The following is a 22,776-nucleotide window of genomic DNA, read 5'->3' as shown; positions in this document are numbered from 1 at the left end:
ATGAATATTACGTCTAGTTAGTGTATTAGAGCTAGGAGCTTTTCGTGCTACCCGACCCCAATAACAACAAATAGACCGCCTACCGTTGCATTTACGCGGTTTAATACTACGTCTACAGGTGCGCTTTAAACACGAGAGTATACTGAAGCGTTAAGAAGAAAACGTTTTTCAAATAAAGTCATTATCTTCCTGACGCCTCTATAAATATTAGATACCGCTTATAGCCGCTACTGCCACACCTAATTGGTATACAATTTGCGTTGCAGTACTCCAAAGCGTTAGTTTGTCCATATGGCTTGCATCCATTGGTATTACTATTGTATCACCAGGTTCTAACTGCTCTGAGTTATTAGCCGCAAACCAGCCGCCTGTGTTTGGTATTTTTACTGAGCCATTTGCTTTAATTATGTAAATACTGTCTTCATCAGCACGATCTTTAAGGCCACCACTTAAATCAATGTATTCATCAACACTTATACCTGCTTTGTATAAATGAGAGGTAGAGTAATTAACTTCACCTATTACGCTGATAGAGTCACGCTTACTTGGCACATATAAAACATCGCCGTCTTGAAGCACTAAGTTTTGTTTGTTTTCAACAATAAGTGGTAAGTCGATAACTAAACGCCCTACCGCTTCAACACTCGCTAAGTCATTTAATAACTTATTCATTTCATCATAAGAAAGTGAATTACTACTTACTGAGTTTTGAAAGCTCTTTGATGCAATATCACGACGTAACTCGGTTGATAAGCGAGCTAGCTGTTGTTGTTCTTGTTCTTTAATTGAGGCACGGGTGAATACAGCTGCTTTTTGTTCTGCAAACTCTGAGAAGCCACCTGCACGCTCAAGTAACTCAGTTAGTGTTTCGCCGCGGCGAATTGTGTATGTACCAGGGAACCTTAGCTCACCTTTAAGCTCTACTTTTACGTTTTCTTGCCAATTTGGGATAGCGAATACGTTAATGCTGTCTTTACTTTGCAATGTAATGTTGCTTTGTAAATCACCACGCATTGCACTTTCAAGGTCTAAACGTAAGTGTTCTATTTTAGACGCGTCACTTGCAACAATACGCGTAATCTCAGCTTGTTTTACGTAGGCAGATTCTAGCAAGCCACCTGCTGCGGTTACTAAATCACGTACATCACCGCCTACCATTAACGGGTAAACACCTGGGAATGTAACGTTGCCGCTAATTTCTACTAGCTGCATAGCCTGCTCAACTGAGGCTTGCTGCTTAAATTTGGCAATAATGGGGGCTAAAAGGTTATGGCGGCTAAATAAAGCGTAATCTTCAGGCTTTAACTCTAGCTCGGCTTCTTCTTTTGCTTTACGTTTTGAAATTTCGGCGATAGTAAGGGCTTTATTTTCTTCAAAAATAAACTCCTCTTCTTCTTGGTTTATACCGATGTATTTTTCAAACTCTTTTTGCTGATATGTATGCCATTGCTCAGCTTTAAGCTGTTGTTCTTGCTGCTCTTGGCTCAACGCCATATTAGCAAGTGCTGATTTTTCAGCTTCTTTTTCTTCAAAGCGGCTAAATACTATGATTTTGTCATTAGCTTTTAATGCTAAATTGTTTTCAGGGTTTTTAATAATTGCTTGTGCTACATCAAACTGGTGCGCTTCTATATCACCATTTATGTTAATTTCGCGAATAACTAAGCCGTAGCTTAAATCTGCTTGTGGCAACAAATCGCCACGTACTGATTTTAAAACATCAGAAATACGCTTACCTTGATACCATTGGTAATTCCCTGGGCGCGCTACAGCACCAATTAAGCTGATAGAGTTTTGGTATTGTGAGCTTACAGAATTAAAGCGTACACGGTCGCCATCTTGCGGGATGTAGTTAATTTGTGGCTTAGTAAAATCTACTGATAGCACTTCTTTGCGATCAAAATTGAAACGCTCTACCACTGCATTTTTAGCATAAGCACCCGGCCTTAGGCCCCCTGCCATAGTGAGTAACTGCTTAGCTGTTTCGCCTTTTTTAAGTTCAAATATTGCAGGGCGTTTAACTAAGCCATCTACAGTAACTTGGGCACCTACTGGTGGTACAAAAACAACATCGCCAGGCTTTAGTACTATATCGTTGCTGCTATCGCCATTGATTAGTAAATCGTAAAGGTCGAAATTAGCTACTGTTTTACCCGCGCGTTTTACTTGTATGTTACGCAGTGAAGCAATTTCAGACACACCACCACTTACAAACAAAGCATGTGATACGGTTGTTAAAGACGATACGCTGTAACTGCCTGGTTTGTAGGCCTCACCTAATACAAGTATGCGCATACTACGCAGTTGGCCCAGTGATACAAAGGCTTTTACGCCTATCACTTCTTGCTCAACTTTTACTTTTATTAGCTCTTTAATTTCGGCAAATGTTAAGCCTGCTACTTCTACAGGGCTTAAATCGGGAATGCTAATACGCCCTTCACGGTCAACAGTTACATCAAAACTATCGCTTTCTTTCCCGTAAAAGTTAATCTTTAGTTGATCCCCTGGACCTACTATATAAGTATCAGGTACGGCTGCATTTTCACTAGGCATAAATGTGGTGGGTTCACCGGCAAAAAGCTCGTAGCCGTAAGGCTTTAATTCTTCTGTTTTTGGCTTAAAACGCTCTTCGTCAGTTAAGTCTTCTTGTTCTTTTTCTGGGCGTTCGCCGATAGTTGACTGCTGCTCATTTGAGTCTGCGTCATTTGATTGATTAGCGCCGGTGATCGTAGAAATATCTACACCGTATTGTTTCGCTAGGGCTTCTTGCTGGGCTTTTGGCAACTTTTTAAATTGCTCAATTTGTGAGGCCGTTGGCGTAAAAGCCATGGTACTAAAACTACAAAGTAGAATAAAAGCACTAAAAAATTGTGTAAAAACTTTCACGAGTAGGTATATCCCTAGGTCTACAACCAAAATTGGTGGCTATAATACATTAAATCTAAACAAATAAAAAAGGGACTTTCGTCCCTTTTGTCACTTAAATGTCATTAAATACGGTTTTTGGTTAAAAACTGTAAACTAACGTTAATGATGTCTCTGTATCTGTGCTTTCTTCGTCATCAGCAACATCTGAGTTGTTGGTAACATTAAAAGCGACTTTCATTTGCAGCGAGCCATTTATTTTTGCTAGCAATGCAGTTTCTGAACGCGTTTTGGTGTTTGAGTCACCGTACTCAACTGATACAAGTTGAGTAAAACGTGCACTGTCTGAAATCTGCCAGTTGTAATCAAGTTTACCTAAAGCAATTACTTCACTGTCGCTTTCGCCTGCAAGTAGGTTACCGTCGTCATCAACTTGCGTGCTGTCGTCTGAGTATTCAAAAAATTTGTAACCCGGACCAAACTCTGCATTTAACCACATATCTGGTTGGTCAATTAAACGTAAGCCGTAACCAGCAGAAATTACAGATTCAGTTCTATACGCGCCAAAGTAGTCTGAAACGTGTGAACCATAAATGAATAAATGAGAATTCTTTTCATTTAATTTGTAATTACCTTGCGCAGATGCAGAGTACTTTTCGTTCGTACGCTGTTTGTCTTTGTCGCCGTTGTCATCCTCTACTTCATCTTCTTTATAGATGCCGTCGATTTTGTACTCGTTATTCCAGTTTTCTAGGTGATGTAATACCTTTAAACCGCCTTTTAACGTTGTAGTTTCAGTGTTACCACTAGTGACAATAGCACCTAGCTCGCTTGTTACTTCCCACGTTTTTTTCTCTGCGTCTTCAGCGAATGCGTTAGTTGCAGCAGATGCTGCAACTAACAGTGTTAAAAGCTTTAATTTCATTAAAAATAACCTATTTAATCCTAAAAATTATACTAATTCGCTTAATTAAGTAATCTATTTTGAGGCTGGAAAAACGTGTTGATAGCCAGGCAAAAAATTCGCTATTTAGTTGTTCTAAATGAGAATTTTTTAACGCAGTAAGCGACACGTTTAACCCCGCAAAATGATTAAGTATTATTGCGGATTTGTATTAGTCTTGCTTGTGTAAATGTACATCCATTTGTGGAAATGGGATTGTAATGTCTGCATCATCTAATGCAATTTTAATGTTCTCTAATAATGCCCAGTACGTTGGCCAGTAATCACCAGAGTTTACCCAAGGACGCACAATAAAGTTTACGCTTGAGTCTGCAAGTTCAGAAACTGCAACAGTATATGCAGGATCTTTAAGTAAACGAGTCTCTGCGTCAAGCACTGACTGTAATACTTCTTTTGTTTTACGTAAATCAGCATCGTAGCCTACACCAATTACTAAATCGATACGGCGAGTAGACTCACGCGAGAAGTTAGTAATAGCACCAGACATAATTTGTGAATTTGGTACGATAATTACTTTGTTATCTGGGGTGCGAAGCTCTGTAGAGAATATTTCAATTTTTTTAACTGTGCCCATTTTACCGCCAGCTTCAACAAACTCACCTGATTTAAATGGACGAAGTAATATAATAAGTACGCCAGATGCAAAGTTAGACAGCGAACCTTGCAGCGCTAAACCAACAGCTAGGCCAGCCGCACCTAAAATAGCAATAAACGAGGTTGTTTCTATACCGATTTGCGAAAGTGCCATTAAAATAGTGGCAGCAAATACGATGGCATAAACTATACTCGATACAAATGAGCCTACAGCTTTATCAACTTTCTTTTTATCGAATGTTTTTTCTGTTAAACCTGCACAAAACTTGGCAATACGGCTACCAAGTAAAAAGATAACAAGCGCAATAACTGCTTGAATACCGTAGTGTAAAATTAGGCCTGAGTTTTCGTTTAGCCAAGTAAGTATTGAATCCATAGTAACTCCAAATAGTTTTTATTAAGCAATTTCCCGCAAGTGAGTATACATTAATTTACATTTTATTCTCATTAAATAGTAAATTATCACTACAAAATAGTTTTTATTGTCAGCGCTATTACGCTACACACTCTTTATGAACCTTTACTGATTAGTGGGCAATTTTATGAAATATTTATTTTTTTTGATTTTTTTTAATTTTAGGCTTCACAACATTTATAATATTATGTATTATGCGCGCCACACCAAACGAGGTGTGTAGTGGCGGTTGTAGCTCAGTTGGTAGAGCCCCGGATTGTGATTCCGGTTGTCGCGGGTTCAAGCCCCGTCAATCGCCCCATTCTTTTCCTTTTGTTCCTGTTTTATCCTCCGTTCGTTTTTTCAATCTAAACTTACTCATCTATCTAATTTACCGAATATCTTACTTGATCAGATACTAATTAGTTTGCTGTTTACAATCGCACAATAATGCACCAATATACTTTACATATAAACAGAAAGTGCTACCTTATTAACGTTTAATAGCATTTAGTATTAGCAAACCACCACTTCTTCTTGGGATATTCTAACGAGCATGATCAAACACGCTATTTTTATTTTATTACTTGGTTACCTTTCTTTTGCTAGTTTGAATGCAAAAGCTCAAAATAATATTTCCTATGTAAAGCTACTTGGTGAACTGCAATATTTAATTTCGCAAAAGCAATTTGATGAAGCATACAAAAGCAGTCAAAAAAACTATAAATATTTGGGCGAACCTGACTTTGACTATTTGCTTGGGGTTTCAGCACTAAATTCTGGTCTTTCTGCTCCGGCGGTATTTGCTTTTGAGCGAGTAATAGAAGCAAAACCACAGTGGTATGAAGCACGTTTATATTTAGTAAAATCTTATATTGCTGCCAATAATTTACCTGCAGCTAACGCTCAAGCGACTTTATTAATTAATACTGATACTTCACCAGAAGGTGTAAAAAAAGCGGCTCGTTCTTTATTAGCAACATCACAGAACAAGCAGCGCTTAACAGAGCGTACATATGATCAGAGCATTGAGCTTGCATATGGTGTAGATGGTAACGTTAATGCAGGCACCTCTGAGGATACAATTTTAATCCCTAATTTGGGTGAGTTTTTACTATCACCAGAAAGTAAAAGCACCGACGATAATTATATAAAGCTAAATTATAAAGGGCGGTACTTTCACCCCATTGACCAGCGAAGCTCTTTTGCTTTAGGTGTAAATACCGATTGGTATAAATTTAATGAGCTATCTGAATACGACCGTATTAATACCAATATATCAGGTCGATACCAACAAAAGATAAATGATAATACCCTGTGGTATTTGCAAGCTGGTATTACGCCTTTACTGTTAGATGGCGAGCTATACAGAACAGAGACATCATTAACAAGTGGAGCTAGTTACCAATTTGATAAACAATTAAGTGTATTTGGAGCGCTATCAATTGGCCTTATGAATAATACATTTGACGAGAAACTAGATAACTCCTTTTACACTCTTAATATAGGTGCAAGTTATCTATCTCAAAAATGGTACCAAAGCGTTAGCGCAAACTTTAAAAATGAAAGCGCTAACATTGACGAAGGTGAGTTTAATGCAAGAAGCATTAGCGGAATTTATTACCAAATAAATGCATTACTTAGCCAACAATGGCAAGTCTCTGCACAAACGGGGTATCAATGGATTGAATATCAGGATGAGCACCCGCTATTTCTTCAAGAGCGAAGCGATAACCTATTGATACTTTCTAGCTCGTTACGCTACTTAGTTAATAAAAGTTTAGCGTTGCAATTAGCATTGAACTACCAAGACAAAACCAGTGATATTTCTTTGTTCGAATACGATCGCTTTGATACCAATATAAGCGCAAGTTACTCATTCTAATTAAGGTACTTATGAAACATTTAATTCCGGTATTAACCACCTTACTTTGTGTGAGTTTTTATTCTCAAGCGAGCACAACTGTTGCAGGAAAAACTATTTTAGCTCGGGGCGCTGTACTTGCTACAGATGCCGAATCCGCCCAACAACGAACACTTAAGCGACGCGACACGGTATATGGCGTTGATAAAATAACGACTGGCGAAAAAAGCAAAGCGCAATTTTCAATGTCTGATGGCGGCTTAATAGCATTAAAAGAAAACTCTGAGCTAAATATTGCTAACTATGAGTTTAATACAATGACTCAGCAAGGCTCTGCCTCTATTGAGCTAATAAAAGGCGGGCTACGCTCTATTTCGGGTGTTATTAAAAAAAATGGTGGCGCATACAGTGTTAAAACACCGGTTGGATCAATTGGTATTCGCGGTACCCATTTTGAACTACAGCTTATAGATGGTGATATGTATGTAGCAGTTTGGGATGGTGCAATAGATTTAACACTAGAAGATCAAAGCGTTGTATCCCTTGGAAGTAATGAGCCTTTTTCTTTTGCGCAGGTTACTTCATTAGGGCGCGTGATTAAAACAACTCAGGCACCTGCTGTTTTTACCCAAACCATAGCGACTATTAGTGATGACACAAGTGCTGAGCAACCAACAGAGCAGCAATCAATAGTACAAAACAATACTTCAGAAAAAACGACAGATGCCGATATATCAATAACTGATGTTTATGCTCAGCAGCAATTTCAGGCGGTAAATGATGCAACCTTAATTGACCAAATCGCGCAGCGCCAAGGTGTTTTTAATTACCAAGCAACCAGCTTTGATGTGTCGTCGAGCCTAGGAGAGGTCAGTGATTTTTCTATGTCTATGTCGGTAGATTTTGATAACGGCACAGTTCCCGATGGTGAAATTAGCTTTAATGATGCTGGCGGCAACTGGTATGCAGCTTACAGCGGCTTAATCGATTTAACCAAACTAGATTTAGCCGTTACATTTGCTTCTCATAATAACAATAAAGCAACTGGCCAAATTGATGCTGTGTTTTTAAATGACATAGATACCATCACGGGTGATTTTAGCCTTAGTGAAATTAATAACCCTGCTGTAAATGCCGGTGGCGACTTTAGATTAGAACCTTAAGTAACCTGCACTGTGGGTAATAATTTTCTTAACTAGTATTCAGGTTAAGTAACTTGAATATAAAGCTTTTTATTGGAGTATGTAGAATGACAGCAAAGAACCTTTTTTTGCTCGGTTCAATGGTTTTTTTGCTTAGTGCGTGTGGAGGCTCCGATGAGACAGCTCAACAAGACTCAGAACAGCTACCTGTAGAACAAGTTACACCCACCCCTTCTGCTACACCGATAAACCTTACAGGTATAACGGGTGACTCTGTTGTTACTAAAACACAGGTGTCGGGTGCCGTGGCCTCTAGCAGAGGGGTTGTAGGCACAACGGTTGCAAACTCTCAGGCTACAATAACTCTTTCGCAAACTAATGAAGTGATACAAGGCAATATCACTTTTTTACTTAGCGTGTCTGATCCCGATGGCATTAGCGCAGTAAATTTAGTACTACCAAGTGTAAATAAAAGCCTAGCACTTTGCACACAAGCATGTGGAACAGATTTCGAGCAGTCGGTTATAGGGTTGAGCCCTTACTTTTATGGCGTTGACCCTGGTGATCTGCGTTTAGAGATATGGATCACCGATAGCCTTAACAACCAGGTACTTGCAGACGCAGTGACGGCTAATTGGCAACCCTACCCAATAGAAGGCACAACTGCACAGCGAGACGGCCAAACGATTAATTTAGCGTGGCAAGAAAACGAAAACTTAAACCGCTACAATATTTACTTAGCAACCGAAGCAGGCATTACCACCAGCAATATAAATACGCTAGAAAATGGCCAGCAGTTTTTGAGCGTATCTGGCTCTAGCTTTAGTGTAGACAACCTATTAGCTGATAAAAGCTATCAAGTTTTAATAACTGGTGTAGATGGCAGTGGTGAAAGTGGCTTTGCAAAATTAATTAACGTAGCACCGCAAGGAGGAGAGCTAAACTTTGCGCCAAAAGCGGTAAACGATCAATTTTTAGTTAATGAAGATCAAGCCTTGCAAGGCAACGTTTTAACTAACGACACTGATGAGTACCAAGGGGAGCTATATATAAACACAACCCCTTTAGTTACACCTCAGCATGGCAGTATTTCACTCAGCGAAAGCGGTGATTTTACTTATACCCCACGAGCTAACTTTAACGGCATTGATGCATTTAGTTACCAAGTAATTAATGAACTTGGGATGACAGATACCGGTATTGTAGAAATAACGATTAATGCTGTAAACGATGCCCCCATAGCCCTTAATAACACATACAATATAAGTGCTGCCGGAACGTTATTAGTTGGCGCCCCCGGCTTATTAAATAACGACAGCGATATAGACCAAGATCTACTCACTCTAGATACAACGCCTGTTAGCCTACCGAGTAAGGGTACTCTCACACTTGTTGCTGATGGCAGCTTTGAATATGTAGGTAGTGCAAATATGCAAGGCACTGATAGTTTTCAGTACCGTATTTTTGATGCTCAAGGTGCTGAGGCTATTGCAAGTGTTACAATTAATGCACTGGATCAAAATAGCCCGCCTACTGCTGCAAACGATAGCTATAGTGTAGATGAAGATACCACACTTGTAGTTGATGCAAGCCAGGGTTTACTTGCTAACGACACAGACCCTAATAATGATACTTTCATCATTGATGATACTTATATTGTTTCACCTGCCCATGGGCAATTGCAATTGGCTACCGATGGTAGTTTTTCATATATTCCTGATGCTAACTACTACGGTATCGATGAATTTCAATACCAAGTGATCGACAATTTCGGTGCCACGGCCACTGCAACGGCAACACTCACAATAAATAGCAAGCCTGATACCCCTAATGCCCAAAATGATGAATACCAATTTCAGTATAATCAAACATTGGTTATTTCAGCTGAAAATGGCTTACTTAAAAACGATGTAAACATAGAGCCAGGTAATCTCACCGTTAACACCACTCCCGTAGTTAACGTACAAAGCGGTACTTTGGCACTTAACGTTGATGGGTCATTTTCCTATCAACCCGATTCAGATGCATTAGATGTTGATAGTTTTACTTATTCAGTTTCAAATGAACAAGGGCTAACATCCACAGCACAAGTTGTGTTAAGTAAAACAGGGTCTAACTCCCCTGCTGAAGCTAATGATGATGAATATACGATATTAGAAGACAGCCCAGCTACTTTGTTAAACGTATTAGAAAACGATACAGATGCCAACGGCGATACACTTACCCTTACTAATGTTACAAATACAATCGGCAGCGCACGCATTGTAAACAATAAAATTGAGTATACACCTGAGCCCAATTACTTTGGTGAAGTAACCCTAAACTATACGATTTCTGATGGCATTGCCGATGGCACGCCAGCTCAAAGTAGCGCAATAGCCACCCTCATTATTATACCGGTTAACGATGCCCCCATTGCGGTGGCTGATAGCGCCGCAATGCAAGAAGATGCATCGCCAATTTTAGTTGATGTGCTTGCCAACGATACTGATATAGACAGTAACAATTTAACTATAACAAGTGTTGGCACCGAATTTGGTTCAGCCAGCATTGTTGATAATAAAATTCAGTATAGCTCTGCACCTAATACCCATGGCGTGGCAATTGTATCGTACAGTGTATCCGATAATAACGGCGCAGAAGCAACGGCTAATTTACAAGTAACCATTTCGCCAGTTAATGATGCACCCATAGCAAATGCCGATAGCATTACCATTACAGAAGACGCTACTGCTACCTTAATAAATGTATTAAGTAACGACACAGACATAGATGGTGATACCTTAACTCTTAGCTCTGCTAGCAGTGATATTGGTAGTGTCTCAATTGTAAATTCTCAAATTCAATATACCCCTGCAGAAAACGATAATGGCACTGCAACAGTCGGCTATACAATAACCGACGGTACGCAAAGTGCTTCTGGGGTACTTACAGTAACAATTACCTCTGTTAATGATACGCCGGTAGCAAACCCTGATACCGCAACCATTTTAGAAGATGCTGCGCCAACGAGTATTAGCGTGATAGCTAACGACACAGATGTAGACAACGACCCCCTTGCTATTAGCACAGCAAGTGCAAGCACCGGCTCAGTATCGGTGTCTGGCAGTAACCTAGTTTACACACCTGAGGCAAACTTTAACGGCCAAGCCGTTGTAAATTACACACTTACTGACGGCACGACTACCGCCGCAGGTGTGCTTACGGTAACGGTAACAGCAGTTAACGATGCACCTGTTGCTAACCCCGACTCAGCGACTATTTTAGAAGATGCTGCAGCAACAAATATTAACGTACTTGGCAATGATACAGATGAAGAAAACGACGCTCTTTCTATTAGTGCGCTAACGACCACATCAGGTGCAGTTACAAGTACAGGTAATGATGTAATCTTCACGTCTGAGGCTAATTTTAATGGCCAAGTAACGGTAAATTATACCCTAAGTGATGGTACTGATACGGCTATGGGCGTACTAACAATAACTGTAACGCCCGTTAACGATGCCCCAATTGCAAACCCTGATTCTGCCACAATTTTAGAAGATGCCGTAACAACAAACATTAATGTATTAAGTAACGACACAGACCCTGAAAATGACTCGCTCACGATAAGCGATGCAAGTACCAATACTGGTAGCGTTTCGGTAGCCGGTAGCAACCTTGCTTATACTCCAGAAGCCGATTTTAACGGTCAAGCAGTTATAACTTACACCCTAAGTGATGGCACCGATACAGCCTCTGGGGTACTTAATATTACGGTTACACCGGTAAACGATGCGCCAGTTGCCAACCCTGATACTGCCACAATAAATGAAGACAGCTCGACTACTGTAAATGTAGTGGCTAATGATACTGACACTGAGGGCGACTCACTCACTATTACCACGGTTTCTGCTGACTCAGGAAGCGCAACCATTGTGGCTAATCAAATACAATATACACCGCAAGCTGATTATAACGGCACTGCAGTTGTTACCTATACAATTAGTGATGGCGAGGCGGCTACATCAGCTACACTTAATATCACAATCAATTCAGTGAACGATGCACCGGTAGCAACCCCAGATACTGCCACTATTTTAGAAGATGCCGCAGCAACAAATATTAATGTGTTGGGCAACGACACTGATGTAGAAAACGATACACTTTCTATTAGTGCTGTAACTGCCACATCGGGCACGGTAACAAGCTCTGCAAGTGATGTAATTTATACTCCAGATGCAAACTTTAATGGTCAAGCTACTATAAATTACACCCTAACTGATGGCACTGATACAGCCAATGGCGTGTTAACTATTACGGTAACCCCAGTGAACGATGCACCTGTTGCAAACCCTGATACTGCCACTATTTTAGAAGATGCCGCAGCAACAAATATAAATGTGCTGAGCAACGATACAGATATAGAAAGCGATACTCTTTCTATTACTTCTGTAAATGCTGATGTTGGCGCCATTTCTAGCTCTGGTGCTAACGTTGTTTACACGCCAGAAGCTAACTTTAATGGCCAAGTAATCGTAAATTATATCCTAAGCGATGGTACAGACACTGCTGCGGGAACATTAACCATTAATGTAACCCCTGTAAATGATGCGCCTGTAGCGCAACCTGATACAGCAACTATCAATGAAGATGCTCCCGAAACAACCATTGACGTTATAAGCAACGACACCGATGCAGATGCAACCGATACCCTAGCTATAACAGCCGTTACAGCAGATATTGGTACAGCGAGCGTTGAAAATAATGAGATTAAATATACTCCCGCCTTAAACAACGAAAGTACAGCAACACTCACCTACACGTTAAGTGATGGTACTGATGAGGTACAAGGTAATTTAACTATTACAATTGTAGCAATTAACGATGCTCCAACGGCAGTAAATCAAACTTTTGCTATTGGTGAAAATGCCACTGATGGAGAAACAATTGGTACTGTAACAGCGTCTGATATTGAAAATGACACCCTCACATTTAGCCTAAGCGGTGGCGAAACCTCATTATTTAATATTGATAGCAATAGCGGGTTGTTAACCGTAAATAGCAACAGTGCCTTTAATTTTGAAATAGCTACACAGCACACAGTTAATATAGATATTACCGATAACGGCTCTCCAAATGAAACCACTACAATAACCATTAATGTGAATATTACGGATGAAGAAGACCCGTTAATTCCTGTAGAAGATGATACATTTGGACGAGCGATTAGCGAACAGTTAGATCTTTCGAGCGTTTTTTCAAACGGTGAATTTAACGATAGCATTGAGCTTAACACTAACCTTTATTTTGTAGGTTACAATAACAACACAGATACAGATATCGTTGTTGTTTCTTATACCAATACGGGCGATTTAAACACTGCATTTAATAGCAGCGGCTTTAAAACGATAGATTTTGGTGAAGATGAAACAGGCACAGCTATTATCTCTGGTAATGGCGAGTTATTTATAGGTTATTCAAGCTTTAATGGCTCAGAAACTGAAGCATGTTTATTAAAAATGAGTGCTGCAGGCGTTATAAGTACTAACTCTGGCGACGCTAACAGCGGTACTAAATGTACAACACTGGCTAGTGAATCTGTAATAAACGACCTTGAGTTCACCGACAATAAAATACAAGGCGTTGGCTACTCGGTAAATGGTTCAGACAAAGACAGTTTATTTCTTAAATTTGATGTATCGACCCTCGCTTATGAATCAGGCAGCCCAGGTATAGTAGATGTAAGTGGCCAAAACCTGGATGATGAATCGCACGCTATTAAAAACTTTGGTAACTCTAATTTACTTGTAGTGGGAAGCAGCATAGGTGAAGAAGGTGATTTAGATGCAACCATCAGATACCTTATTCCGGATGGCAACAATAACGGAAGTTTTAACTCTGGCGATGCGCTTATATTAGATTTATCGGACGAAGAAGGTGACGATGAGCTACTTGCAGTTGGTGGAGTAGACGCAGCTAACTTTAATGCCTTTGTAGGTGGGTATATTACTCGCTCTTCAGGTGAGAAAGAGGCTGTAATGATCTCAATTGATAACAATGGCAATATTGATGAAAATATAGGGGATGAAGGAATTGCCGTATACAATATTGATGAAAACTCGGGTTCTGCTAATGGCGGCGCACAAATAACGGGTGTGCAATACGCCCCTATGAGTAATCAAATAATCCTCTCAGGTACTACTGGTATGGAAGCCTCTGATGATACTCAAAACGAGCAACTATTTTCGGCGCGAGTATCTATATCTGATGGCGCGCTTGACACTAGCTACGGCAATGCAGGCATAAACATCGTCTCTAACGTTATCAGTCATCAATCTGCTAATGCATCAACTATTGATGAAAATGACACTCTGTGGCTATCAGGCAAATTTAACGATTCATCTAATGAGCCCTTTGTAACGTCAATAACGAGTGATGCAAATTTAAACACCGACTTTGCAATAAATGGCTATACAAGTATAAATGACTTAAGTGTTAGCTCAGACGACTTATCGATGAATGTATTGCAGCTACAAAACGGCGTGCAAGCCAATAAGTTTTTAAGTGCCTCTATTGCACAACTTAATACTAATAATAAGCTAGTGCTCACTCGCTATAGCAGTGCAGGCATTATTGATACCAGCTTTAGCCTTGATGGTAGTAAAGCCTTAAATATTAATGTTGCGTTTAAAACCATTACTTTAAAAGAGCTTAGCGATGGCAGCATCATTATTGCGGGTACACTCATAAACGGTTTAAACGAAGAAGGCTTTATAGCAAAAGTAGACCAGGACGGTTACCTAGATGAAAGCTTTGCCAGCGAAGGTATTTATACCACTGTAGATATATTAAATATCAATGTTAACTTTGCAGATGTTGCAGTAGATAGCAGCGGCTATATTGTTGCTGTAGGATCTTCGACTAATGCTTTAAGCGTAACAAGATCGTTTGCAACGATGTTAAAAAGCGATGGTAATTTAGAAAATAGCTTTGCTACAAGCGGTGCTTACTACGGCAGCGTAAATGAGTTTTTTGAAACACTCTATATAGATGCAAATAAAGATATATATATTGCAGGCAAGCAAGTATCTGGCAGTGACTCGCAATTAATAATGTTGAAAATAGACGATGATGCTAACGCGCTATTTAGCTATACAGATAGCCGCTCTTCGACAGATATTAGTAATAGAGCAGCAAAAATACTCGCCGATAGCGCGGCAAATCTCTATTTAGTTGCTAATGAAGGCACCACGCCAAACCAAGCGGTGATCATCAAGTTACAACCAGATGGTAGCGAAGATACAAGCTTTGCCACTAGTGGTGTGGGGCAATATCAATTAGCACCAAGTTCTGATACTAAAGTTGCCGATGCGGCGATTGATACTACAGGTAATATAATTTTATCAGGCATGAGTGATTCTAAAGGGGTGATTGGCCGTATATTAGCTAATGGCACTATCGACACTTTATTTGGAGAAAATACGCTTGGTTATTATCAGGCTAATCAATGCGATGGCACACATCAGTTTACATCAATGCTTTTACAAACAGATACCCAAGTGGTACTTAGCAGTACATGCTTTGATAATGCCTCTAATAATGTCAGTTTATCTAAGTTTAACTTTTACCCTGATGGAGTTAAGCCCTAAATTATGAAAGTTAAATTTTATGGCGTAAGAGGCTCAATGCCATCTCCGGGTGAGCATACGCACCAATTTGGTGGTAACACCTCATGTGTGTATGTTGAGCAAACAAATGGCAAAAGCCTGATACTCGACTCAGGAACGGGCATTGCACAGTTAGGTGAAAAGCTCATAGAGCACACGACCCCCATTGCAATTTTATTAACGCATAATCATTGGGATCATATTCAAGGCTTTCCTTTTTTTAAGCCTATTTACCAAGCCGATCGCGATATAACCATTGTTGTAGGTGATGTTGAAGACGAGCAAACTAAAAATGCGATTTTAATGCAAATGTCTGGCTCTTTTTTTCCGGTTAGCTACCAACACTTACCTGCAAACATTACATTAAACACTCAGCTTGCTTCTCAAAAAAACTTTACTCTAAATAGTTTTAACGTATTTACCGCGCCGTTAAATCACCCAGGCGGGGGCACAGCGTATTGTGTGCATGCTGAAGGCAAAAAAATTGCTTATATAACAGATAACGAATTGGCCCCACCCGGTGTTGTTAAAACCACAGTTACCCAGTGGGCTGAGTTTATTAAAGATGCTGACTTATTAATTCATGATGCACAATTTACTACCGAAGAGCTCACGCTTAAGCACGGTTGGGGGCATAGTACATTTAAGCAAGTAGCTGAATTAGCAATGCAAGCGTGTATTAAAAATTTAGCGATTATAAGCCACGACCCAGCAAGAACCGATGACGAGCTACTCGCAATAGAAACACATTTACAGGCAAATTATGGCGAGCATATTAATATTGAATGTGCCAGAGAAGGCCGAACTTTTGAGTTTACGCCAAGTAAGGATTAATAGTTATTTCTCGCGTTTATATTCCTAAAATTTACCGCCACCTATTTGTAGGCTTAACCATTACGCTGCTTATAGCTGCTGTGGAATTATTCTCTAGTGGCGCATTAGCCAAGCTGCTCAATAGGGTCGAAGGTATTATTTACGACTCTAGGCTATTGCTAACTTTACCCGATACTCCCCGTCAGCTCGACGAAACCGTTGTTATTATCGACATAGATGAAAAAACGATGCAAGAGCAAGGGCGTTTCCCGTGGAGCCGGGCAAAAATGGCAGACCTGGTAAATAAACTCACAGAGGCCGGTGTTGTAGTTATTGCATTTGATATATTTTTTTCTGAACCGGAAACAAACCCTGTTAACCAAATTCAATCTAGAGCCCCTGATTTATTAAGTGCATACAAAGTAGCGTTAAATGATATTAAACATCAGGTAGACGCTGATACCACCTTTGCTAAAGCACTCAATAGTAACGATACCGTATTGGGTTTTTTATTAAACAACGATACCTACAAACAGCGTAACCCGTTGCCAGAGACAAGCGTACTATGGCCAAAGAGCGAGCAAAGTAACTCCCAAGTAACCCAGTTTTTAGGCGCTACTGTTAATATACCTATGCTGCAAAATAGTGCTACGGGCAACGGATTTATCAATGCTCACAGCGAAAACGACGGATTTATCCGTAAAGCGGCACTGGTTAATAGAGTAGGTGATAAGCTCTACCCTTCTTTAGCACTTGAGGCAGCACGTTTATATACCTTAGCGGACAGTGTTGAAACACGCGCGAGTGCCCAAGGCGACCTGACTTTTTTTGAAGGGGTTAAATTTCATGAGCATTGGATTCAAACAGATGAGTACGGCCAAATTTATATCCCGTACAAAGGCCGTGCTAAAAGTTTTCAGTATTACTCTGCCACAGATGTATTAACCAAAAAAGTTACCGAGCAGCAATTAGAAGGCAGCGTAGCATTTATTGGTACATCCGCAATTGGTTTAGCTGATTTAAGAGCAACACCAGTGGGTTTACAATACCCAGGGGTAGAAGTGCATGCCAATATTTTTGAAGGGCTACTCCATCCAGAAATTTTACCTTCTCAACCCACATGGGCTTTAGGGGCAACATTATTAATAATTACCTTTGTAGGCTGTTGCTTATCGTTTTTAAGTTTTCGTAAAAGCGCCCGCTTTATTGTCACTCTTTCAGTGAGTATGGCTGGGCTAGTTATATTGCTTAATTTTTATTTATGGTCAGTACAAAAAATTAGTCTGCCGCTATTTATGCCGCTGTTACTTATTTCCCTATTAGCAGCCTACTTTGTTTTTATTGGCTCTATAGCAGAAATGAAGCACAGCCGAAAAATTAAATCGATGTTTAATCAGTATGTACCGCCTGACCATATTGAGCAGTTAATTCGCCAACGTAAACAGCTTACTCAGCAAAGTATAAAACGAAATATGACCGTATTATTTGCTGATATAAGAAGTTTTACTGCGCTGTCGGAAGGAATGAGCGCAAATCAATTAAGTGATTATTTAAATCAGTACTTATCGGCGACTACAAAAGTTATTTTTGATCACAGCGGCACAATAGACAAATACGTAGGCGATATGATTATGGCCTTTTGGAATGCCCCACTTGAAGATAGCGACCACGCAAAACACGGTGTTGAAGCAGCAATGGCAATGGTAGCAGGCCTTACAAGCCTTAATAAAGCATTTGCTGAGCAGCAGCTTCCTCCCATTAGCATTGGTGTGGGTATAAGCACTGGCGAAATGAATGTTGGCGATATGGGCTCGGTGTACAGAAAAGCCTATACAGTACTTGGAGATGCAGTTAATTTAGGCTCAAGAGTAGAAAGCTTGACCAAATTTTACGGGGTAGCTATTCTGGTTACAGAAGAGACAATGCTTGCTTGTCCACATATTGCATTTCGCTTAATTGATAAAGTACAGGTAGTGGGTAAAGCAAATGCAACTGAGCTATATGAGCCTGTCAACTTTATAGCTGATATAAGCGAAAGCCAGCTATTTGAAATTAAAAAGTCGTTCACTGCTATGCAGCATTACAATAATAAAAATTGGCAACTCGCTCTATCGTTATTTGAAGAGCTAAGTGAAACTGCCTTATTGAGTGATCACGTTTACCACATTTTTATTAACCGAATTAAAAATACCGATTTGCAAACTTTAGCACAGGATTGGAATGGCGCCTTTATCCACAAAACAAAGTAGTAATAATATGTCTGAGTACATTAAAGATAGAACAAATCTTCATCACTTTATTGATATTAGTATTAGGCTAACAACAGAAAAGGATGCGAGTAAACTTCTTGAAGAAATTCTACAAGTTGTTATGTCTATTTCTAACTCTGACGCGGGGACTATTTACTCTATTACAGATGACAAGCAGCTAAAGTTTGAAACGGTTATTAATAAATCTTTAGACCTCTATTTAGGGGGAGCTTCAGGGAAGCCCGTTGACTTTCCTAATATAGATTTGTTTATAGATGGAAAAGAAAACGAAACAGCTATTGTCGCTCATGCGGTTAACTCTGGTGAGATTATTAATATTCCGGATGTCTACGCGGCCCTGCCCTTTGATATGAGCGCTGCGCGTAATATGGATGCGCGTACGGGGTATCGTACTCAATCTATGTTAACGATTCCGCTAAAAGATCATACCGATGATATTATTGGTGTGATCCAACTGATCAACGTAAAAGATCAACACGACAATATAATCACTTATAGTGACGAACTTGTCACATTGATACGATCATTTGCATCGTTAGGCGCTATATCACTGACAAACTCTACCCTTATTAAGGGAATGGAAGAGCTATTTTCTAAATTTGTAGAAACCATTGCTATGGCCATCGACGAAAAGTCCCCTCATACAGGCGGACACTGTAAGCGAGTTCCTGCGCTTACTTTAATGCTTGCTGATGCTGTGCATAAAATTGACCGTGGTCCCTTGGCTAACTTTTTAATGAGTGATGCAGACCGCCATGAGCTAGATATAGCAGGCTGGCTTCATGATTGCGGCAAAATAGCGACCCCCGATCACATCATGGAAAAGTCGACCAAGTTAGAGACTATTTTTGATCGTATTGAACACATTGAAGCTAAATTTGAAGTTATTAAACGTGATTTAGAAATAAGCTATCAAAAACAAATTATCTCTGCAATGAAGCTCAATAGGCCAATTGAGGTTTTACAATTTGAGCGCTTACTCGATACCGAATTAAAACAACTTTCTTTAGATCGCGCGTTTTTGCAAAGAGTTAATGTGGGTGGCGAATTTTTATCAGATGAAGATGTTGCGAATATTGACCGCATTGCATCTCACTATCATTTAACTATAAACGGCAAAGATACCCCGTTACTAAACGCAGATGAAGTAGAGAATTTACAAATACGCAGGGGCACACTAACGCTCGGCGAGCGCGACGTTATGAAGCGCCATATGGATGTGACTAAAAATATTTTAGACACACTGCCATTCCCTAAACATTTAAGTAATGTGTCTGAATATGCATTGGGCCACCACGAAAAACTAGATGGTACAGGCTACCCGCAAGGATTAACTAAAGAGCAAATGTCGATTCCGGCAAGGCTAATGGCCATTGCAGACATTTTTGAAGCCTTATCAGCAGTAGATAGGCCTTATAAAAAAGCAAAGCCTGTGAGTGAGTGTTTAGCTATTTTAGGAAAAATGGTAGAGAACAACCATTTAGACGCCGATATATTCGCGGTATTTGTAGAGAGTGAAGTGTATAAGCACTACATAAATGAGTACGCAATTGCAGAGCAATTAGACTTTGTTGATTTAACCACCCTACCGGGCTATTCACCTATAAAATAAGCCAGCTAAACTTACTCAAGCTATAAAAAATGCCACCTTGCGGTGGCATTTACACACGGGTTATTTCTACAAGTAGAAATTCTTTTTATTTTTGATTATTTTTAAACAAAAATTATGCCGTAAATGTAGCACTTAGGCCTATATCTAGCAATAAAAAGGTAACCTGTAGTTATAAACCTGTACCAATTCCGCAATAATATTTAATCATTTTATGGGGCTAAACGTGCCGCTACCGGCGTTAAAAAATGCTCATTTACGACTGCATGGATGCACAAGGTAGAGCAATGCAGGCGCAATTGCCAAGAACAACTAAATAGCGAATTTTTTGCCTAGCTATCAACACGTTTTGCCATCCCCAAATTGATCACTTAATTAAGCAAATTGGTATTAATAACCTAAGCCGTGCTGGGTAACCAATTTTTCATAGTTTATGGTGTCATCATTTTTTAAACTTTGATACACACATATTTTTCTTCAAGGTATTCATCAAGCCCTTGATGGCCCCCTTCTCGGCCTAAGCCTGATTGCTTAACTCCACCAAACGGTGCCACAGGGTTAGATATAACCCCTTCGTTAACACCAACCATGCCAAACTCAAGCCCTTCGCTAATACGATAGATCTGCTTGATATTTTGACTATAAAAATAAGCCGCTAAGCCATATGGAACATCGTTAGCAAGGGCTAGTACTTCGCTTTCCTCATCAAAAGGAATAACCGTTAATACCGGGCCAAATACTTCTTCGTGGTATATATCCATTTCGGTCGTTACGTTAGTAACAATGAGCGGGTTTTGAAAGCTGCCGCCTAAATCGCCGTTATCCCCTATTAGGTCTGCGCCTTTATCAAGTGCATCTTGCACAAGCTGCTGCACTTTTTCTTTCGCTTTTGGGTAAATAAGGGGGCCAATGTCTACGTCCTCTTCAAACCCATTGGCTACTTTTAATGCGGCTACTTTAGGCGTAATTTTACTCAGCACTTCATCTAAAATACTGCGCTGAATAAAAATGCGGTTTGCGGCTACACATGCTTGGCCACTGTTTCTAAACTTAGCCGCCATGAGGCCGTCGATTGCTTCGTCTATATCGGCGTTATCAAAAATAATAAAGGGGGCGTTTCCGCCAAGTTCCATGGAGGTACGTTTAATCGTACCCGCACACTGAGAAAGTAACTGCTTGCCTACGCCTGTTGAACCTGTAAAAGTAAATTTGCGCACCACTTCTGAGTCTGTAAGTATTTGTCCGACTGTTTTTGCGTCTTGCGAAATCAGTACGTTAAAAGCTCCTTTTACAAACCCGGCTTGATCGGCAAGGTATGCCAACGCCAAAGCACATAAAGGCGTATATTCAGAAGGTTTTAGCACAAAGCTACAGCCTGCAGCGTATGCTGGCGCCACTTTACGTGTCACCATAGCAACCGGAAAGTTCCAAGGAGTAATGCCAGCCACAACGCCTACAGGTTGTTTAAAGCTCGTTAATCTATGTGTATCGTCGGTTGGGGGGATCACATCGCCGTAACTGCGTTTAGCTTCTTCTGCAAACCATTTTATAAACCCAGCGCCATAGTCTATTTCACCTAACGACTCTTTAAGCGGTTTACCTTGCTCTTTTGTCATTAGCTCAGCAAGCGTTTGCTTGTGTTTTATTATCAGCTCATACCAACGCATTAGCGTATTACTTCGCTCAGTGGCATTGGTTGATTTTAACTTAACAAACGCACCTTGCGCTGCCTTTATTGCGCTATTAACGCCTTGCTCGTCTATATCACTTACTTCAACAATACTTTTTTCGGTCGCGGGGTCGTCAACGCTAAAACGTTTATTGGTTTTATAAAATTCACCATTAATAAACGAGTCACAAAAAATTAGATTACTCAAAATAGACCTCCGAAATAGTTTTATGGGTTAGGTAAAACGCGTAGCAGCGGGTTTAGCCAAAAGCGATAATTCCTTGACTGTAATTCGACCTGTAAAACGTGATCACTTTAGATCTAGGCCTATTTTAAAAACGCGACATAAAGTCGCTGCTACGGTGTAAGATGTAGCAGCGGGTTTACCCCGCGATTATGATTACGTGATCATTCATTTAAAAACGCGACGTAAAGTCGCTGCTACGGTGTAAATGTAGCAGCGGGTTTACCCCGCGATTATGATTACGTGATCATTCATTTAAAAACGCGACATAAAGTCGCTGCTACGTGCTTATACAATCTCTTAAACAAAAAAGCCGCTGTAAAAAACAGCGGCTTTTAAAAAATTCTCGTTAATTAAAAACTAGTGCTCTTCATTAACGATATTGAGATTGTACTTAGGTATTTCAACCACTAAGTCTTCATCTCTAATAACTGCTTGGCATCCTAAGCGAGATTCTGACTCTAAGCCCCATGCTTTATCTAGCATGTCGTCTTCTAGCTCATCGCTTTCGTCTAGTGAGTCAAAGCCTTCGCGGATCACTAAATGGCATGTAGTACATGCACACGATTTTTCACATGCGTGTGGAATGCTAATGCCGTTTTTAAGGGCCACATCAAGGACTGTTTCGCCCGCAGGCGCTTCAAGTGCTGCACCGTCAGGACATAATTCCGGATGGGGAAGAAAAATAATTTGTGGCAT

11 protein-coding genes and 1 tRNA gene are annotated in these 22,776 nt (G+C 40.1%); 7 read left to right on the top strand and 5 right to left on the bottom strand.

Annotation, left to right across the window (positions count from 1 at the left end; all coding sequences use genetic code 11):
- Nucleotides 1-207: 207 nt before the first annotated feature.
- From CWC04_RS10745 to CWC04_RS10735, 3 genes are all read right to left on the bottom strand, one after another.
- The gene (locus tag CWC04_RS10745) at nucleotides 208-2,886 is read right to left on the bottom strand and encodes an SLBB domain-containing protein (protein WP_138685397.1); all 2,679 of its coding nucleotides are present in this window, start codon (nucleotides 2,884-2,886) and stop codon (nucleotides 208-210) included.
- 121 nt (nucleotides 2,887-3,007) lie between these two features.
- Nucleotides 3,008-3,790, bottom strand: coding sequence for a DUF481 domain-containing protein (locus CWC04_RS10740; RefSeq protein WP_029773724.1), 783 nt, complete (start codon nucleotides 3,788-3,790; stop codon nucleotides 3,008-3,010).
- Between the two features lie 190 nt (nucleotides 3,791-3,980).
- Nucleotides 3,981-4,799 (bottom strand): mechanosensitive ion channel family protein, encoded by an 819-nt coding sequence (locus tag CWC04_RS10735; protein WP_024032471.1) that lies wholly within the window; start codon nucleotides 4,797-4,799, stop codon nucleotides 3,981-3,983.
- Nucleotides 4,800-5,063: 264 nt separating this feature from the next.
- Between CWC04_RS10735 and CWC04_RS10730 the strand changes: the two genes are divergently transcribed.
- The 7 genes from CWC04_RS10730 (at nucleotide 5,064) to CWC04_RS10700 (ending at nucleotide 20,167) form a co-directional block, all read left to right on the top strand.
- A tRNA-His gene (locus CWC04_RS10730) sits at nucleotides 5,064-5,139 on the top strand.
- A 234-nt stretch (nucleotides 5,140-5,373) separates the two neighbouring features.
- Nucleotides 5,374-6,702, top strand: a complete 1,329-nt coding sequence (locus CWC04_RS10725; protein WP_138685396.1) for a porin family protein — start codon at nucleotides 5,374-5,376, stop codon at nucleotides 6,700-6,702.
- 11 nt (nucleotides 6,703-6,713) lie between these two features.
- Nucleotides 6,714-7,844, top strand: coding sequence for a FecR family protein (locus CWC04_RS10720; RefSeq protein WP_138685395.1), 1,131 nt, complete (start codon nucleotides 6,714-6,716; stop codon nucleotides 7,842-7,844).
- Nucleotides 7,845-7,930: 86 nt separating this feature from the next.
- Nucleotides 7,931-15,454, top strand: coding sequence for an Ig-like domain-containing protein (locus tag CWC04_RS10715; protein WP_138685394.1), 7,524 nt, complete (start codon nucleotides 7,931-7,933; stop codon nucleotides 15,452-15,454).
- Between the two features lie 3 nt (nucleotides 15,455-15,457).
- A complete protein-coding gene (locus CWC04_RS10710; protein ID WP_138685393.1) occupies nucleotides 15,458-16,306 on the top strand; it encodes an MBL fold metallo-hydrolase in 849 nt (282 codons plus the stop codon).
- 80 nt (nucleotides 16,307-16,386) lie between these two features.
- Nucleotides 16,387-18,534, top strand: coding sequence for a CHASE2 domain-containing protein (locus CWC04_RS10705; protein WP_249326127.1), 2,148 nt, complete (start codon nucleotides 16,387-16,389; stop codon nucleotides 18,532-18,534).
- Nucleotides 18,506-20,167 carry an HD family phosphohydrolase gene (locus CWC04_RS10700; protein WP_126005727.1) on the top strand — a complete coding sequence of 554 codons (1,662 nt, stop codon included), beginning with the start codon at nucleotides 18,506-18,508 and terminating at the stop codon, nucleotides 20,165-20,167. The genes CWC04_RS10705 and CWC04_RS10700 overlap by 29 nt, the downstream gene beginning before the upstream one ends.
- 446 nt (nucleotides 20,168-20,613) lie before the next feature.
- Here the strand turns inward: CWC04_RS10700 and CWC04_RS10695 are convergent, their stop codons facing one another.
- The gene (locus CWC04_RS10695) at nucleotides 20,614-22,041 is read right to left on the bottom strand and encodes an NAD-dependent succinate-semialdehyde dehydrogenase (protein ID WP_138685391.1); all 1,428 of its coding nucleotides are present in this window, start codon (nucleotides 22,039-22,041) and stop codon (nucleotides 20,614-20,616) included.
- Nucleotides 22,042-22,437: 396 nt separating this feature from the next.
- Nucleotides 22,438-22,776, bottom strand: a complete 339-nt coding sequence (fdx, locus tag CWC04_RS10690) for an ISC system 2Fe-2S type ferredoxin (RefSeq protein WP_004585776.1) — start codon at nucleotides 22,774-22,776, stop codon at nucleotides 22,438-22,440.

The sequence above is a fragment of the Pseudoalteromonas sp. S2893 genome, assembly GCF_005887105.1.
Classification (GTDB): Bacteria; Pseudomonadota; Gammaproteobacteria; order Enterobacterales; family Alteromonadaceae; genus Pseudoalteromonas; species Pseudoalteromonas atlantica.
The sequence above is the reverse complement of the archived record's forward strand: the minus strand, read 5'-3'. Positions and strand labels throughout refer to the sequence as shown.

Coding starts and splice junctions, on each gene's coding strand:
- CWC04_RS10725 (WP_138685396.1), top strand. CDS start 5,374: ATGATCAAACACGCTATTTTTATTTTATTACTTGGTTACCTTTCTTTT.
- fdx (WP_004585776.1), bottom strand. CDS start 22,776: ATGCCACAAATTATTTTTCTTCCCCATCCGGAATTATGTCCTGACGGT.
- CWC04_RS10700 (WP_126005727.1), top strand. CDS start 18,506: ATGGCGCCTTTATCCACAAAACAAAGTAGTAATAATATGTCTGAGTAC.
- CWC04_RS10720 (WP_138685395.1), top strand. CDS start 6,714: ATGAAACATTTAATTCCGGTATTAACCACCTTACTTTGTGTGAGTTTT.
- CWC04_RS10715 (WP_138685394.1), top strand. CDS start 7,931: ATGACAGCAAAGAACCTTTTTTTGCTCGGTTCAATGGTTTTTTTGCTT.
- CWC04_RS10740 (WP_029773724.1), bottom strand. CDS start 3,790: ATGAAATTAAAGCTTTTAACACTGTTAGTTGCAGCATCTGCTGCAACT.
- CWC04_RS10735 (WP_024032471.1), bottom strand. CDS start 4,799: ATGGATTCAATACTTACTTGGCTAAACGAAAACTCAGGCCTAATTTTA.
- CWC04_RS10710 (WP_138685393.1), top strand. CDS start 15,458: ATGAAAGTTAAATTTTATGGCGTAAGAGGCTCAATGCCATCTCCGGGT.